Genomic DNA, 15,926 nt, shown 5'->3' with positions numbered 1-15,926 from the left:
GCTAGCGCCCTCGGATAATCGCCGCTAATCCTGGCGGTAAGTGGGCTAGCTTATCAGGGGGTTTACTGCCTAATAATAGGGTTAAATAGTCATGAGACGCGGGATTAAAGTGTAAGGCTCCCAGTACTAATAATAAAACCGCTCGTTGATAACCGGTAAATCTCTGGTAATCAATGTCATAACGATTGCGGCCTTTGTCGTCTTTATCAATATTAATCGAATTTCGGTGAATTTGATGACGTTGCAAGCCATGTTGAAAAATAATATTACCTAATTGATTACCTTGGATTTCCCCTAAACCACTTAAAGCAAAATAATAATCCAGAGCAATATTTTGATAACTGCGGTTTTCTGCCGGTGCGGATTGATCCAAGGTCAAGGTATAACCCATATTAAATAAACGACTAGCGTCTTCTACTAAAATCAGAAACTGTTTATTCAATGTATGATTGAGTGTCTCTAATAATCCTGGCTGCCACTGCTCAAGCCGCCCACTTAAAGGAGTTAACTGGTCAACAATCAAGTATTCACCGTTGAAAGCCCCTTGTGCCAGCACTTTCGGGTGACTTACCAATGAGACGGCACAGAGTTTTTTAATCATCCAACAGCCCCCTCAATTTAATAAAGCGCAGGCCCTAAGGCTGGCTTTTACATGTAGAACAAGATCTATTATTCAGAAAAAAACAGGAGCGTCCATGATAAAAAAATATTGCACCTTATAAAAATAATGGGCAAAAAAAAAAGCAGGCACTAAGCCTGCAAACTCAAAGGGTCATAAGGAGAAAGCAGGCGGGTAAGGGGGTAAAGGAGGGAATGAACAGTTTCAACTTACGGGTAACCCGCCTGCATGAATTGTTATTATTCATAAAATTTTCATGCTGTCTATGATAAAAAAATATCGTATGTCATTTTTTTAAAATGGGTTATGATGGGATTAATTAAATACAACAGAAAGCCTCTATGACGAACGACTACCAAGATATCAATACCTCTTTACCACCTATAAATAGCCGTGTTGACGTAATTTGTCGATACCATGATCGAGATAAATTAATAACTGAAAAAATACGCGCATACCACGACAATGGTGGCGAATTTTACTTAACGACTGTCGGTCATAATATCAGTAAATTAGTCACGCATTGGAAACTAGCCGGTTAATACGGCTAGTATTTATTTACAACATTTTTTTATTACGCTGCTACAGATAAATTTCCTTTATTTTTTTGATGACAACGACTGACAATTGAGCAAGGTGTTTGCATAACCATAAAATGTTGTTTACTCACCCCATGGCCAGTAAATTGCCAACGATGAACCGTAAAAGAATCACTTAAACCAGGCGAATCAGGACATACGGATAGTTCAATAAAACTCCCCGATTCAACATAAGGAGCAATCGGTACCAATAAATCATCAATATCCGCATCAGGTGAGTGAGTTAACAGCAACCGATTAATATTACCTTGCCCATCAAAACCAACCGAAAAACCCAGTTGCTTAAATTCTTCACTGATAAAGGATTGTTGATTCTGCTCATTAATATCACTGTGGTGATAACACAAGGTTTCTAATATTGAGATAAATTGTGCTTGGTGAATAAACACCTGGGCATGGTAATGGCAATACCGCAACATAATTATTCCCCTAATCTATTCAGCAACAAAGGAAACATTCAACGAAAACTGTGCAGACTATGGGCAACCACACCCCAAATCACACAATCAAAGTGCTCCGTGATTTCAATCGGCTTAAATTGAGGATTACGTGGTATTAGCCAAGCTTTGTTTTTTGAGAGTCGCAACTGTTTTACAGTTAACTCACCTTCGAGTGCCGCAATGACAATATCACCGTTTTGTGGTGTCAAAGCCCGATCTACCACCAGAATATCACCCGATTGAATTCCCACTTCCACCATGGATTCACCTGTGGCACGGACAAAGAAAGTTGCCGCCGGATGCTTCACAGCAAAGTCGTGAAGGTTTAAGTCTGCCTCGACATAATCATCTGCAGGCGACGGAAATCCTGCCGCCACATGGCTAGATAGCAGTGGTACTGCTACCTGAGATGAATGTTGCTTGGCTGTATAGCGTTGAATGACCTGCATTGCCTACCATTAAATACTGTATATATTTACAGTATTTTAACTTAAAGCCAGTTCCTCACAATCATAAATTTCTATCGGCTAGGTAAAGTTGATAGGAAACTAGTCAACCTGCCGTTCTGTTACAGACTCAGAGTGCTTGAGAAAGTAACCCTTGCGCAGTTTTTGTTTTTGGATTCTTTCTAGGGCTGCGTGTGCTTTTTCGTAGCAATCAAAGGTGTCTACTTTGATTGTCCCTTTGGTGCCAATTCTTCCCCACTGGCGTAATAGTGCCCAATGACCAAACAGGTCTTTCTGAATCAAAAGCGTGTAGAACTTGTGAGTATTGGTCTCTGGATCACTGAGTTTTAAGTAAATCATCCATGGCCACCTGGCTATAGGCTGGCCTTGAGTTAAGCAGGGTAAAGCAAGTAGATCAATTTACTTTTTTGTGACTGTTCCTTATCAATCAAGAGTAATCACTTACATCCGTTTGTTGCCAGTTTAGTAGTGCTAGTGATTAATAACAGATGTACCATATTACGTATTACGCCTTTTAATAACATACTACCAGCGTAGTAGAAAGCTATCCGGTTCTTGGGCTTTGTCGGCTGTTTTTGAAATGGCTGTAGGTGAGGTTGGCTGGGATTGGCGCAGTAAGTAAATTGATGATCATTTTGGTTGAGTTTTATACACATTAGAAGGATTAGACCTATAAGGAAGATTCAGTCAAAATACAAGGCCAATAAAGACTTAAATTATGCCTTAATAGTAATCTTTAAAGATGGAAATCAAATGACAACTTACGACCCTGCAATCCAAGATATTTTAACTAGGAGGGTTTATATAGTACGAGCCAAAGAAGAACTGATAGAAAGGCTTTCTTCACATTTTAATACAGATGATTTAAATGAAATATCAAGACCACAAGTTGTAATGACTGAAGAATTATATTTCGAAAAGCACCTAGAAGGCTGGAGAAGAAAAATACTAGAAAAATGCAAAGAGTCATTTTTAAAGGATGAGTTAGAGTATGGATTATTGGATGAAATAGTGGACTTGGAAAAAGTTCTTGGGCAAACATCAGATCTGCAAAAATGCTTTGACCAATGGTGGGTTGCAGAAGAGGCAGCAGATTATATTGAAATTGAGACAGACTGGCACTTATCCGGCTAGCCTGATCTCCAATACCGTCTGCGTTAGTGTGACGTTCATTAATAGTTATGGCTACTAAACAAATGAAGATCGACGACACTAATTATATGGAGGGTAACAAAGCAGTTGCTTCAGGTTTATTGCTTTTTTATCATCTAGCTACCGAAGGCTGTTTCTGCGGTGATGAAACAGTTTATATTGAACCTGAATTATTTGAAGGTTTTCGATACTTAGACGTAGTTGTAGAAGAGGCTCACAATCCAGAAATTAACGAAAACTTTCTGAGAATAGCCGCGGTTATATATGTTCTATGTGATTTGAACGATATGATTACTGAACATGATGATTCATTTCATTCAGCAGAAATTACTAAGAAGACGATTGAGGCATTCAAGGATGGTCGCTTAACTGCTATCCCTGAAACTGCTGAAATATTTAAATTATTGGAAAGCAATGAAACCAATTTTAATTTTTCTACATACAGCAATATCTTGAAAGTAATTTATGACAAATACGTTTTGGGTACTTTTAACCAGCTTGCAAACTCGAAGCTACCATAATAGGGTAAGAGCTTGTATCTAGTAAGTTCAACCCATCAGCGTCAGAGTGACGTTCATTAATAGTTAGGCATAGGAATGGCGTTTGGTGAATTGGAAAGCAAATTTACTAGGTTAGGAGAGAGATTTTCAAAGGCTTTCTCAGATGGCGGCATGTCTATAGAATTCGAATCTTTGGAGTCAAAGCCCACTGTTGGCGAAATCAAGCATCGATATAGATTAGATGGATTAAATGATGAGGAATTAGATGGCATTGAAGTCAGTATCACCAATAAAGAAGAATTGGTTGAGCTGTTTGATGAATTCTATAGCAAACCAAAACTAGGATATTCTAGCAATGATGCTTTAGATATCGTGGATATTTTTTTGCGCTCAGTAGATGGTGAAGTTTATTTGGTTTGCAAAGGTTTTGATGATGACTGTGGCTACATTGATTTGTTGTCATCGTCAGGAAATGGTTGGTACTTGTTTAAGTTCTATTATCAGTTTGACTGACGAGTGCCTAATAGGGTAAGAGCTAGTATCTACTCAAGCTCTCCCCACACCACTCAGCTAAACTGTCTACCTAAACTGATCAAACTACAACCAAACTGTCATATATTTCCTGGTAACTGCCGCTAAAAGAGGGTTTATCGGCTGGTTTTAAAATAGAGACAGGGGAGGTGGGTGGGGATGGAGCACTGAGCAGACCCAAGAGCCTTATGGTTAAACTGTAGTCACCTTCAATCGATAGGCTTTTCTCACAAACATAATTATTAAATAGTTTAAAATTTAATAAATACACCGAATTATTTTTCTAGTTAATAGTATGTTTGTCACGATATTATTTTTATAAATCGATACAGTTAAATCTTATTAGGAGGCCCAAAGTGCATGATGAGACTCCCGACAGAGAGCTAACCACAGAGGAAATGGATCTTGTAGCAGCACTTTCCGATGAGCAACTAGCTGAAATAGATCAGATGTTACTTAGCCATGTGCACCCGAAATACAATCGTAAGGTGGCTTATCTTGTAGGAGCAACAATGTGCGATTTACCTAATCGGGTAAAAGGTATACCTGATGTTTTCTATTCACAAAGGGTTGCTCACCTAGTAGCTCAGGGTTATCTGGTAGCTGAGGGTGATTTAAAATATATGCGGTATTGTGAAGTGAGGTTACCGTAGCATGCAGCATTTAATCGGGTAAAAGCTGAAATCTAGCCAGCCCCCAAGCCAAAGTCAGAGTGAAGTTTATTAATCAGTTATGATTCAGAATGGATAAATACGTAAGACTAAGGCCGTTTACAGATATTGAGGTATGTGAGTGCGAAGTTGTTGATCGTCTTCTACTTGTCTACATGTTTACAAATAATCCCATTAATTGTTTTAGATGTCGTAAAGAGATTGATCCGGAAAGGCTTGGTATAACAGGTGTAATGTGTGACAGCATTGCACGCTGCTTTAGCGTCTATGGTTCTTTATATCGTCTATGGATCGACTCAGGTGAGTACGAGGAGTATGCGAAGAAGAAATTACTTGACTCAAAAGGGGAGGTTAACGTCTTGGGCATGAAGCTTGCCAAAGAGCTTTCATTACAGTGGCCTACGTACTATTGGTGGTTTCATGACACAGACGATGGTAAACCTACCCACTGCCCCTGTTGTGGTGATCAATTGAATGAAGAAGTGTTTTGGGGTACAGGTAAATGTGATAACTGTCGTGTTATAGTGTGAAACTAATAATAGGCTAAGAGCTGGTATCTATAGCTTTCCAGATAAATAACTTGGCGAACTACCTCCTACAACCCTTGAGTTTATAGGGCTTATGATTGTGTACTGCCAACTTATTTTTCTGGAAGCCTATAGCAAGCTCATACCAGCATCGTCAGAGTAATGCTCATTAATAGTTAAGCATCAGGAGAATAAATGCCAATTACGGGTGAATGCTTTTGTGGAAGTATAAAGTACAAAGTCGAAGGAACTATAAGGGATGCGAGATCGTGCCATTGTTCGCGCTGCCGTAAGGCATTTAGCTCGCAAGCATCATCCTATGCGCTTGTAAAACCAAGCGACTTTGTGTGGATGAAAGGAGAGGAGCTTTTAACCAGCTATGAATCACAGCCTGGTTATGGTTTGCGCTTTTGTAGTCGGTGCGGGTCAACATTGTGTGGTACCTATAAAGGCTCTGTTCATGGTATTACACTTGGCTGTTTAAATGGTAATCCTGAAATTGAAGTTGGCTACCATATTTATGTTGGGTCAAAGGCATCATGGGAAGTAATTCCTGAAGGTGTTAAAGCTTATATAGAAGGTCCTCCGCAAAATGATTAATCGGGTATTTGCACGTATCTAGCCAGCTCTCCACATGCCTGCCATTCCTTTCTAAAGCAGATCAGCTCGTAATCAAACCTTCAAAAAATAGCCTCATAACTCCGACAATTGGGATTATCGGAGGGTTTTAGGAAAAAATGTAATAAAAACAAGAGTTTGATAATAAAAAATACCAAAAACAGTATTATGATACTGTCGTATATAAAAACATCCGAATCTGATCGTTATCGGCTATTATTGGAAAGGCTTGAGGCGAGGGAGAAGGAAAACAGAGCACTAAGCGGCCCTGAGAGTCATCTGGTTGTGTTTTATACACATCAGAAGGCTGAATAAAATTTTACATTCAAATGACAATTAAAAGGTTTTGGATATTAAAATTCATAATTCTAAAAAGTTGTGCTTATGTTTTTGGTGTCTTTATTTTCAGCTGCCAATATTTTTATTCCGCTGTAAAAACACTATTTTATAAGGTTTAAATGATCCGATTATACAATAATGGTTAATTATGTATTATTTTTCACTACTAGCACATCCACACACCATGGCATTCTAAGCTACTGATCTGTTACACCCAACTTAACTAAAGAATTATCATTCTGATTTCAGCAAAAAAGTAAGGTTTCAGGCTATGCGAAATATCACTACATTACTGTTGTATTTTTTACTTTTTTGGCAGAGGGTCCAAGCTGATTCTCCCCAAAACTATATTTTCACTGATTCTGATTCACTTACGAGTCCGATTTTTTTGCGAGAAGATATTAAAGGTGCGCAGATTGTTTATTCATGGAAACAATTAGAAAAGTCAAAAGACAACTATGATTTTTCTGCAATTGAAAGAGATATGTCTATCTTAAAAAAAATGAATAAAAAGTTATTTGTTCAAATCCAAGACCGCTTTTTTGAACCTGAACACAGAAATATCCCTCTGTATTTACAGAATGAGCCACAATATCTCGGAGGTTTAATTCAACAGTCTGACAACCCTGGCGAAGGGAAACCAGCAGGATCTGGTTGGGTTGCTATGCAATGGAACTCTCAATTGAGGGAAAGATATCAAAAGCTTCTTAAAGCTCTTTCGGAGTCCTTTGATGGAAAAATAGCGGGCATTAACCTTCCAGAGACAGCAATTGGTATTGATAGAAAAAAAGCGACTAAACTAGGTTTTACATGTGACCGATATTTTTCAGCAACAGTAGACAATATATTATTTGCCAAAAAATCTTTTAAAAAATCACATGTTATCCAGTACGTTAATTTTTGGCCTTGTGAATGGAATAATAATCAAGGCTATATGTCTAAACTATTTGAAATTGCTTATAAGAACAGCATAGGACTGGGTGGTCCTGATATTGTTCCTTATAAAAATGGACACATGAAAAATTCCTATCCATTTTTCCATAAATACCAAGGGAAGCTGGACATTATTGCAATGGCTGTTCAACAACCAACGCTCACATATACCAATCCACAAACAAAAAATAAGTTCACCAAAGAAGAATTTATTGAATTTGCTGATCATTATCTCGGAGTAAATATTATTTTCTGGACTTTAGATGCACCTTGGCTTCATGACATAGTTAAATAGGTAGGCCAGTCTTGGACTGGTCTACCTATTTGGGGATTGATTTTAAATGTATTGTAAAGGGCTATAGGCGGGATGGAACACTCAGTAGCCCAAAGAATCATATGGTTAAGTTTTACTCATAACTGACTATATGATGGTTGGCTGGGAAACGAGCGATATACTACACCATCACTGGTCTGCAGGTGTCGTGTTGATCGTTCTTTGCTAGGCGAAGAAATGAAGTCATGCCTGTAAATTGTAAGGAAGATGTATGCCTAAAGAGGAATCAATAAAATATATTTAAGTATTACTGCTTATATCGTATATATTTTGAAATAAGGCAGAAACGAGTACAGTAAGCCTTATCACTCACCTAATAAAAAGTTGCTAAGTACTTATACAATAAGTATTTTTAATATATTGAAACTCGATGTTTTAAATATTTAACATTTTGATTTTATAAAAGGCTTTTCTCATGAAGTTTAATAAGAATATTCTTTCCTTGAGTTTATTATTTAGTATTAGTCCTGCTTTTGCTTCAATAGTTGATACATCTGATAACAAGTGGCCTGAACCAGGAAATATTAAAGTTTGCTGGCAAATAAAAGGGCCTGAAAAAATATCTGACTTTATACCTGAGCTAACATATATAAAAAATATGGAACAGATTAATAACATTAGCGAAGAAAAACTTCAAAAAATAATTGATAAATATTCAGATAGCGTATTTCGTGGAAATAAAAATATTGAACAGATTCGAGAAGGTTTAGTTCTTCAATTTAATCTAACTAAATCCTATGCTTCAGTCGTAAAAAATATACCATTTTATCAGACACTTATAGAATATTTTGTTGATATATCATACCATAAATTAACAAAAATTCGCTTTACTGGTTGGAGTAACTGTACAATAGAAGATTTATCAAATAATAATAATATTAGGCTTAGCATTAGTAGTGCTCCATTTCTTAAATTTCCTGATGGAAAATATCGATATGGAATAAATGCAGGCTACCCTGGAACTGGTGTTCCTAATGAAGTAGCATTACCTCTAGGACAACCTGCATTAGATTTTAAAGTACCACCAAAGTTAACTAATAAAAGAGACTTTGCCAAACTTCACCATACTGTAGTACATGAACTTGGTCATGCGCTAGGTCTTCTGCATGAGCATCAGCGATCAGATAGAGTTTTATGTAATAACCGCGCTGCGAACGCTCACAAAGTTATTGTCAATGAATCTAAGTCTGATTTTAGTGGTATCAACTACTATATTGGGCAATATGATAAAGATTCAATTATGAATTATTGTAGTAAAAAACCAGAATTAAGCAGAGGGGATTTAGAAGGCCTTGCTTATTTGTATCCAGGCTACGTTGAAGTGAAGCCACAAAGTTGTATAAAAAATAATAATTTTCAGTATAAAGCAGAAGGTTTTAAACACCAGCAATGGTGTGAAGGTTTTAATGATAAAACGAGTTGTGAAAGCGATGTCAGAGACGGTCAATCATTGTGTAAGTGGAAGTAACGAGCACTGATTAGCATGTGTACAGCTAACTTCTACAGGAGGTTAGCTTGCTTACTACAAATTTAAGTACATAATCTGACTTACTGGCACTGAAAACTGGTTAACTTTTGTATAATAGTTAACCAGTTTTCATGTTATAAATCAATCACTTAGGGTTTTGCTACACAGTCACTAATTCCATGGGCCGCCTGGACTCCACTCAAGCCTGAATGTTGTATTCATGATAGGAGGCATTAGAAAATCAATTAATGTTAGGGCAATATCAGGTAAGGATACGGCTTCTAAATTATTTTTGCGAATGAACGCCTTCCACTGGGTTTGTTTTTGAGCATCTTGTGTGAAAGCCTCGGTGAGGCCAAATGGTGTTTGATCTGGTAGCGAAGTTTTTCTCCTCTCGAAAGTTGCCTGTATGGCCTGTTTAAGAGTTTCCCCTTCAAAGTTTGAATGTTGGGAAAGTACCCATAGGTCGAAATAGTCCTTCATTCGACTATTTGCAATGCCTAAGGATGTGAGCGCTTGAAATTTCTCCGCAATAACAGTGTACTTTGGATATACCAGCAGTTTTGGAGCATCAAACTCAGGGAATATTACAGGATAATCGACCGATTCTGGAGAAGGTGTTACTGCGTCACCAAAACCAATATCGACCTGTACTTGGCATCGAGCACTATCAAGAATACACAACAATGTAATACGTACTCCAGCATAGTGTGAATCTTTGCGGATTTCCGCCGCGTTGACAGTATCTTTTTGAAAAAGGATTCCATCATCTACTTCAACGGTGCAAATATTCTTGAAAATTTCCTGTAGGTGGGGCAATTCAGCTGAGCCAAAACCAAGAAAATCTACATCTCGGGTAGGCCGGTGTGGAATATCAAACCAAAGATCAAAAAGTAAGGCTCCCTTCAATAAAAAAGTATTGGAATGCGGTGATACGCTGATCCGGTATAGGAGCCTTTCAAGTGCATAACGGGTAAGTACCAGATTGAAATCTTGCTTAGTCGCTCTGGCATGATTTAGTAGACGGGCTCGCACAGATGCAGCTATATTTCGTTTACTCATGAAGTCAGGCTCTCAAGGTAAGGACGGATAACATTAGTGACACGGCAAATACTGGCATAACGCCATAGTTCATCAATTTGCACTCGCCTGTTTTGCCATGACTCATTCAGTGCCTCAAGAGCCACATCTAGGCCTATTTTATTTCGGAATTTAAAACAGTCAGCCACAGTCTTAGCAACACAAGTTATGTGAACAGTTACGCCTTCCACTAGATGATCTTCAACCCCTTCAATTAGCGACTTCCCGGAGAATCGTACGACACGAAGCGGCGGATATTCTATTGCGGGAGCATGAGCTTTATTTGGTATGGCTATCCAAACTTCAAATGGTGCCTGGGTAGTTAGTCCATGAAACTGAAGTGCTGATAGTAGACAAACCAGTGCTTGAGGGTTCTTTCGGGATACCTCGGCTAGGCTGGTATGTTCTGAAACTGAGCGATCGGGGATAGAATAGAGCCCCCGATCAACTCTAACAAGTAGGCCACGTCGAACCATTCGCGTGAGAGTCACTCTCGGCACGTTGACAGCGTCCAGATCATGGCTCCTAATCAACCCATGAGAGCCCACCAGCTTCAGAACTTGCTGAAAATGTGTTTCCGTTTTCATATTCTTATGATGTTCCATATTCTCGGTATTTGTCAATATTTACCTAGAATATGGAACATTTCGGGTAGGGGCTAATAGGCCAACCCTCTATGATGGTTTTGTTCGCCGTATGGGTGAAGTTTAAATTATTTACCTTGGGTGGCCTCATAAGTCCCATCAGCAAAAGTGGCAAAAGCTGGGATGACCTTAAAAAAACGTGAATTCGGAGTAAAAAATACACAATTAGTAAATTGTTTGAACAGTTTGATTGCTTGTTGCTCTAATTAATACCTTTTTGGCTCTGAAACAATAGAGAGTAAGCCTACATAACAAGTCACTAATAAAATCTTCTATGCTTTGCAACTACTTGCAAACCTTATAAGCTCATAAAACCCTCAATTTTTGGTTATTTTTTACTCCGAATTCAAGTTAAAAAAGGTGATGCTCTAACAACCAAATACAACTATTTACTCAAAATGCTTAAGTATCTCGCTGCTGCTTTGGCTATATATTTGGGGATATGGAGACCTCTTTCGGTAGTTATCTGGGGTTGAGGAATTGAACCAGAGGGCGGCCTATCAGCCTCTGTAATAAGGACTTTTGGCCAACTATTAACCATTTAGCTGCTTAATTAATGCAGGAACCATTGCAGACTCTCATTAGGATAACTATACCTCGAATAATCATGGACGCAATCTGACTAATTTTAGTAACCTCTCTGGCTAAATTTTTCTGTCACAATGTTAAAAAAGGAATTAGCCAATGTTGTCAGGTGTCATTGAAGAGGGGTTGAAAGCGGTTAAACCGGAATTCCTTACAGATGTTATCCTTGTACTTCTTTTCCTGGTGCTTATTAGCGCCATTTATTACAAACGTAAAAATGAGCATACAGGATTTACCAACTATGCTCCGACACTACTGACATCATTTGGTATATTTGGCACATTCATAGGTATAGTGGCTGGCCTCTTGCATTTTAACACTAGTGATATTGAAGGCAGCATTGGGCCTTTACTTGAAGGATTAAAAACTGCTTTTGTAACGTCTATTTTCGGTATTCTACTTTCCATTCTTTACAAGCTAGTTGACTCCTATATTGAACAAAAAAACTCTTCTGAGGGCGAATATCGTAAAGATAACGTGGACGCTTCAGATATTTATGAGGTTATGTCTCAACAATTAGCTATATCCAGTGAAGTCAAAGTTGCCATAGAAAAGGGTGATGGTAATAACACCAGTTCAATTACTCAGTTGAAGGAGAAAATGGAGGAGTTTATTAACACAGGTAAAGAGAGGGAGAGCAATTTTGCGGAGTTCCAAGAGCGGCTGTGGAACAAGCTTGATAATTTCGCAGAGCTAATGTCTGAGTCAGCAACAGAACAGGTCATCGTAGCACTAAATAGTGTAATCAAAGACTTTAATAATCAGCTTAAAGAACAATTTGGAAAAAATTTTTCAGATCTAAACGAGGCTGTATTTAAGCTTGTAGAATGGCAAGAAAATTATAAGATCCAATTGGCAGATATGCAGGAAAAATATGCGCTAGGTGTTCAGGTCATATCTGAAACTGAAGCCTCAGTATCTAAAATTACCGAGCACACCAGCTCCATCCCTGAAAACATGAATAGTTTGAAAACAGTTATAGAGGTCAACCAACATCAAATTAAAGAACTTGATAAACACCTCGATGCATTCGTTCAAGTCAGAGATGCAGCAGTTGCATCTGTTCCAGAGATAAAAGAAAAAATTGACTCTGCAATTGAAGGCGTAAAACAAGCAAATGACTTGTTAGCAGAAGGCATTACTACTAGCGCAGAAAAAATTGAAAACGTCATATCTCAGAGTGCTGACCAATATATAGAATCTGTAGATCAGACAAGAGCTGCATTAACTGAGTCAGCACAAACTACAGCAAATGCCAGTGACGAAATTAAGGAACAATTTTCAATCGTGCTAGAGGACATCAACGGACAAATGCGTGTATTGATCGAAGAACTTAAATCAGGAAGCTTGGAAGTTGGCGCATCACTCAAAAATGCTGGTAACAACCTACTTCAAGATACAACGGAGTTTTCGCAATACTATAACAAAGAACTAAACCAAATCCGTGATCAACTTGCGATCACAGTAGAAGAGCTCACTAAACTCCACAGGCAAGAAGTCGAGAAACTATTTGGTGGTATCGAGCAGTCCATGGAGCAAACGTTACTGAAAAACAATGATACTATTTCAACGTCAATGAAAATGATCGATCAATCCATGGGAGAAGAGCTAGAGCGAGTGATTCAACAACTGGGTAGCAATCTTGGTGCTGTTACAGAAAAATTTGCGTCTGACTACACCAGGTTAATTAAAGTTATGGAAAACGTCTTGACTCAACAACCGATCAGCAGGGTTGCTCAATGAAGGAACTCATGACTGCTCAGGGAAAAAATAATCAGGAGGAGTCACATTGGTTATCTATATCGGATTTAATGGCAGGTCTAATGGTCGTATTCATGTTCATTGCCATTGCTTTTATGCTGAATGTGCAAAAGGATAAAAACCGGATTGAAGGAATTGCTCTTGAGTACAGGGATACTCAATTGGCGATATATAGAGCTCTCTTGCTAGAGTTTGGCGAGGACCTTAAAAGATGGGATGCTGATCTAAGTAAAAAGACCCTTACATTAACATTTCGCTCTCCAGATATTCTGTTTAAGGGAGGAAAGTCTGAAATTAATGAGCAGTACAGACAGCTGCTAAACGAGTTTGCACCTCGTTATTTTAGTGCGTTAACACCATTTTTTGATGTAATACAGGAAGTACGAATAGAAGGTCATACAAGCTCCGAATGGGAAGGCAATACTCCCCCTAAAGAGGCATACTACCAGAATATGGAATTATCTCAGGAGCGCACTAAATCTGTTCTCACACATCTTTATGCCTTACCTCAAATCAGTGATGACCTGTTTATAAGAAGTAAACTCGTTGCCATCGGATATTCTTCATCTAGGTTAGAACGACACAAAAATAATTCTGAAAATAAAGAAGCGTCTCGTAGAGTGAATTTTACAGTGATAACCAATGCAGATGCGAAATTGAGAGAGATATACAAGGATAGATCATGAAGCTAAATGTTGATTTTTCCAAGTTAGAAAGAAGTTTGGTGATGATGGAAGCTGAGTCATGTGATTTCGAGATTGAACCAGCGATGCCAGAAGCTGAATTTGCTTTTGACCAAGAACTAATTGAAGGTATTCAACTCAAGATAGATCACGTTCAGACTAATACAGGCCTAATAAGTACGAATGGGAGGCAGACTTTACTATACATCCCTGACCACAAAAACATAGAGGCTGCACTTAAAGATGGCAGTGAAGGAAATAAGTTTCATGTCGCTGAATGTAAAAAAATCATTGAAATGAGGGAAAAGGATTCAGGTGATCGCTATATTGTCACCACAGGAACTTCGGGCAAGTTTAAAATATATGGTGAACGGCGAAGTAATAAAAAAGAGATATCTGGAGAAGTGAAACTTCGGGTATGCAAACTGTGTTTGAGATATCTGAATTACAACGGTTACGCAAACGCCCCCTTAGAAGCAAAAGAAGAAATTGTTAGCAAATTCGATCTGAAAGAGTTTTTTTCTACTTATAGCTCAATGTTTCAGCATCTACCCAGAGAACAGTTTGCTCACCGGCACCGTGGCTATGATGATGACTTTTATGAACGCTCAAAGGCATGTAGGAAAAGGGTTAATTACACATGTCAAAACTGCAACGTTAATCTTCGAACGAAAAAGCACTTATTAGATGCTCATCACCCTGAAAGAATCAAGTCAAACTCGTCTATACAGGACTTAATAGCACTCTGTAAAGACTGCCACCGGAAAGAGCCATTTCATCAACATATGCCAGTCTCTTTTCATCAAATGAGCACCATAACTAGATTGAGACGAGAGCAAGGGTTAACAAATCCAACAAATTGGCAAAGTGTTAGAAAGTTTGTTGATCCTGCCTTATTTGGTTTTATTGAAATGTGTCAGTCGCTTGGTTTAGAGTTACCGCATGTACAGTATCCTGTCACTAATCAGCAGACTAATGAAACTATTTACTTAGACATTGCTTGGCCGAGCAAAAGAGTAGCACTGCTTAGTGGGAAAGCTGTAAAAGTAGACAAGTGGTATATTTTAGAATTTAAAGACGCACACAATGTTTTGAATAAAAAAGAAAGGTTTAGTAAATTTAAGTCTTATATGCGCTAATACAATTTGCTAAACCAAGTGAGGGTAGCCTAGGCCTCTTTCAGGAGAGTCTGGCAAATAATTCATTAGTAATAATATAGAAAGATAAGTGAAACATATCCTACGAAGAAAGTTTATAAAGTATGTGAGAATAAATTCATTAGTAAAAGCTGCACTAGTTAAACATATAATTTCTATTTTATATATTGTAGCAAGTGTAATATGGTTCATATTTTGGGGAATAGAGTTAATATTTTTAACTATGCCGTTACCTTTAGCGAAAATAGGTGGAATAATAATTTCGTATTTTATCCCAGTAATATACTTTTACTATGACTATAAAAAGCTAAAAAGAGTGAGCCTTAGAAGAAACGTAATAAGAAAACAGTTTTGATAATAAATAATACTGCCACATAAAATACCATCCTAATCATGGTCTTATCGGCTGTTTTTGAGAAGACGACAGGAGAGGCGGGTAGGGGATGGAGCATTGAGGAGAGTAGTGGCTTAGGTATAGTGATAATTAGGTATAAGTTTGAGTCCCTATGATAGTTAGCTACCGAAAATCAACTTATATGGTATTATATAAAAGCATAATGGTAAGATATCAACTTATATTATTCGAGATCGAGTAAGGAAAACAAATTATAAATAATATTTTTTCACAATTAATCTCATTAATATAAATTTAAGTTACTCGATACTTTTTAATTTTTACATTAGTATTTGGTAACTATCTTAGTCTGAAGAGTTGTTTCGTTATTATATGATTATATGTTCTATTACCCACCCAATAATGGTTGTTCTAAGGGGTGGCTTTATTTTCCCGCACACATCCAAGGCCTGGAGCATTTAGG

General features: G+C 37.8%; 18 protein-coding genes. 12 read left to right on the top strand and 6 right to left on the bottom strand.

What is annotated here, in order from left to right:
• Nucleotide 1: 1 nt before the first annotated feature.
• On the bottom strand, nucleotides 2-601 hold the full coding sequence (locus OQE68_RS29555; protein ID WP_180571568.1) for a hypothetical protein: 600 nt from the start codon (nucleotides 599-601) through the stop codon (nucleotides 2-4).
• Between the two features lie 359 nt (nucleotides 602-960).
• On the opposite strand from OQE68_RS29555, the gene OQE68_RS29550 reads away from it, so the two are divergent.
• Nucleotides 961-1,161, top strand: coding sequence for a hypothetical protein (locus OQE68_RS29550; RefSeq protein WP_266195995.1), 201 nt, complete (start codon nucleotides 961-963; stop codon nucleotides 1,159-1,161).
• Nucleotides 1,162-1,193: 32 nt separating this feature from the next.
• Here OQE68_RS29550 and OQE68_RS29545 read toward each other — a convergent pair whose 3' ends face one another.
• From OQE68_RS29545 to OQE68_RS29535, 3 genes are all read right to left on the bottom strand, one after another.
• Nucleotides 1,194-1,637 (bottom strand): hypothetical protein, encoded by a 444-nt coding sequence (locus tag OQE68_RS29545; RefSeq protein ID WP_180571526.1) that lies wholly within the window; start codon nucleotides 1,635-1,637, stop codon nucleotides 1,194-1,196.
• 38 nt (nucleotides 1,638-1,675) lie between these two features.
• Nucleotides 1,676-2,107, bottom strand: coding sequence for a LexA family protein (locus OQE68_RS29540; RefSeq protein ID WP_180571527.1), 432 nt, complete (start codon nucleotides 2,105-2,107; stop codon nucleotides 1,676-1,678).
• 99 nt (nucleotides 2,108-2,206) lie between these two features.
• On the bottom strand, nucleotides 2,207-2,464 hold the full coding sequence (locus tag OQE68_RS29535; RefSeq protein ID WP_180571528.1) for a WGR domain-containing protein: 258 nt from the start codon (nucleotides 2,462-2,464) through the stop codon (nucleotides 2,207-2,209).
• A gap of 414 nt (nucleotides 2,465-2,878) precedes the next feature.
• Between OQE68_RS29535 and OQE68_RS29530 the strand changes: the two genes are divergently transcribed.
• The 8 genes from OQE68_RS29530 (at nucleotide 2,879) to OQE68_RS29495 (ending at nucleotide 9,198) form a co-directional block, all read left to right on the top strand.
• Nucleotides 2,879-3,259, top strand: coding sequence for a hypothetical protein (locus OQE68_RS29530; protein WP_180571529.1), 381 nt, complete (start codon nucleotides 2,879-2,881; stop codon nucleotides 3,257-3,259).
• 62 nt (nucleotides 3,260-3,321) lie between these two features.
• A complete protein-coding gene (locus tag OQE68_RS29525) occupies nucleotides 3,322-3,798 on the top strand; it encodes a hypothetical protein (protein WP_266195994.1) in 477 nt (158 codons plus the stop codon).
• Between the two features lie 75 nt (nucleotides 3,799-3,873).
• On the top strand, nucleotides 3,874-4,290 hold the full coding sequence (locus OQE68_RS29520) for a hypothetical protein (protein WP_180571531.1): 417 nt from the start codon (nucleotides 3,874-3,876) through the stop codon (nucleotides 4,288-4,290).
• A 374-nt stretch (nucleotides 4,291-4,664) separates the two neighbouring features.
• Nucleotides 4,665-4,961 (top strand): DUF3658 domain-containing protein, encoded by a 297-nt coding sequence (locus tag OQE68_RS29515; protein WP_180571532.1) that lies wholly within the window; start codon nucleotides 4,665-4,667, stop codon nucleotides 4,959-4,961.
• Nucleotides 4,962-5,212: 251 nt separating this feature from the next.
• Nucleotides 5,213-5,509 (top strand): DUF2310 family Zn-ribbon-containing protein, encoded by a 297-nt coding sequence (locus tag OQE68_RS29510; protein WP_180571533.1) that lies wholly within the window; start codon nucleotides 5,213-5,215, stop codon nucleotides 5,507-5,509.
• 192 nt (nucleotides 5,510-5,701) lie between these two features.
• Nucleotides 5,702-6,106 (top strand): GFA family protein, encoded by a 405-nt coding sequence (locus OQE68_RS29505; protein WP_180571534.1) that lies wholly within the window; start codon nucleotides 5,702-5,704, stop codon nucleotides 6,104-6,106.
• A gap of 628 nt (nucleotides 6,107-6,734) precedes the next feature.
• Nucleotides 6,735-7,691 carry a hypothetical protein gene (locus OQE68_RS29500; protein ID WP_180571535.1) on the top strand — a complete coding sequence of 319 codons (957 nt, stop codon included), beginning with the start codon at nucleotides 6,735-6,737 and terminating at the stop codon, nucleotides 7,689-7,691.
• A 454-nt stretch (nucleotides 7,692-8,145) separates the two neighbouring features.
• Nucleotides 8,146-9,198, top strand: coding sequence for a M12 family metallopeptidase (locus tag OQE68_RS29495; RefSeq protein WP_180571948.1), 1,053 nt, complete (start codon nucleotides 8,146-8,148; stop codon nucleotides 9,196-9,198).
• A gap of 171 nt (nucleotides 9,199-9,369) precedes the next feature.
• On the opposite strand, the gene OQE68_RS29490 is transcribed toward OQE68_RS29495, so the two are convergent.
• Both OQE68_RS29490 and OQE68_RS29485 read right to left on the bottom strand, forming a co-directional pair.
• The gene (locus tag OQE68_RS29490) at nucleotides 9,370-10,233 is read right to left on the bottom strand and encodes a nucleotidyl transferase AbiEii/AbiGii toxin family protein (protein ID WP_266195993.1); all 864 of its coding nucleotides are present in this window, start codon (nucleotides 10,231-10,233) and stop codon (nucleotides 9,370-9,372) included.
• Nucleotides 10,234-10,256: 23 nt separating this feature from the next.
• Nucleotides 10,257-10,865 carry a type IV toxin-antitoxin system AbiEi family antitoxin domain-containing protein gene (locus OQE68_RS29485; protein WP_219340239.1) on the bottom strand — a complete coding sequence of 203 codons (609 nt, stop codon included), beginning with the start codon at nucleotides 10,863-10,865 and terminating at the stop codon, nucleotides 10,257-10,259.
• 741 nt (nucleotides 10,866-11,606) lie between these two features.
• Here OQE68_RS29485 and OQE68_RS29480 point away from each other — a divergent pair.
• The 3 genes from OQE68_RS29480 to OQE68_RS29470 are packed head-to-tail and all read left to right on the top strand — an operon-like array spanning nucleotide 11,607 to nucleotide 15,090.
• Nucleotides 11,607-13,250, top strand: coding sequence for a MotA/TolQ/ExbB proton channel family protein (locus OQE68_RS29480; protein WP_180571518.1), 1,644 nt, complete (start codon nucleotides 11,607-11,609; stop codon nucleotides 13,248-13,250).
• Complete coding sequence (locus OQE68_RS29475; RefSeq protein WP_180571519.1) at nucleotides 13,247-13,954, top strand: OmpA/MotB family protein; 708 nt, start codon at nucleotides 13,247-13,249, stop codon at nucleotides 13,952-13,954. The genes OQE68_RS29480 and OQE68_RS29475 overlap by 4 nt, the downstream gene beginning before the upstream one ends.
• On the top strand, nucleotides 13,951-15,090 hold the full coding sequence (locus OQE68_RS29470; protein ID WP_180571520.1) for an HNH endonuclease: 1,140 nt from the start codon (nucleotides 13,951-13,953) through the stop codon (nucleotides 15,088-15,090). Before OQE68_RS29475 ends, OQE68_RS29470 begins: the two co-directional genes overlap by 4 nt.
• The last annotated feature ends 836 nt before the right edge of the window (nucleotides 15,091-15,926 follow it).

Source organism: Spartinivicinus marinus (assembly GCF_026309355.1).
Taxonomy (GTDB): domain Bacteria; phylum Pseudomonadota; class Gammaproteobacteria; order Pseudomonadales; family Zooshikellaceae; genus Spartinivicinus; species Spartinivicinus marinus.
This window is presented reverse-complemented; position numbering and strand designations above follow the sequence as displayed.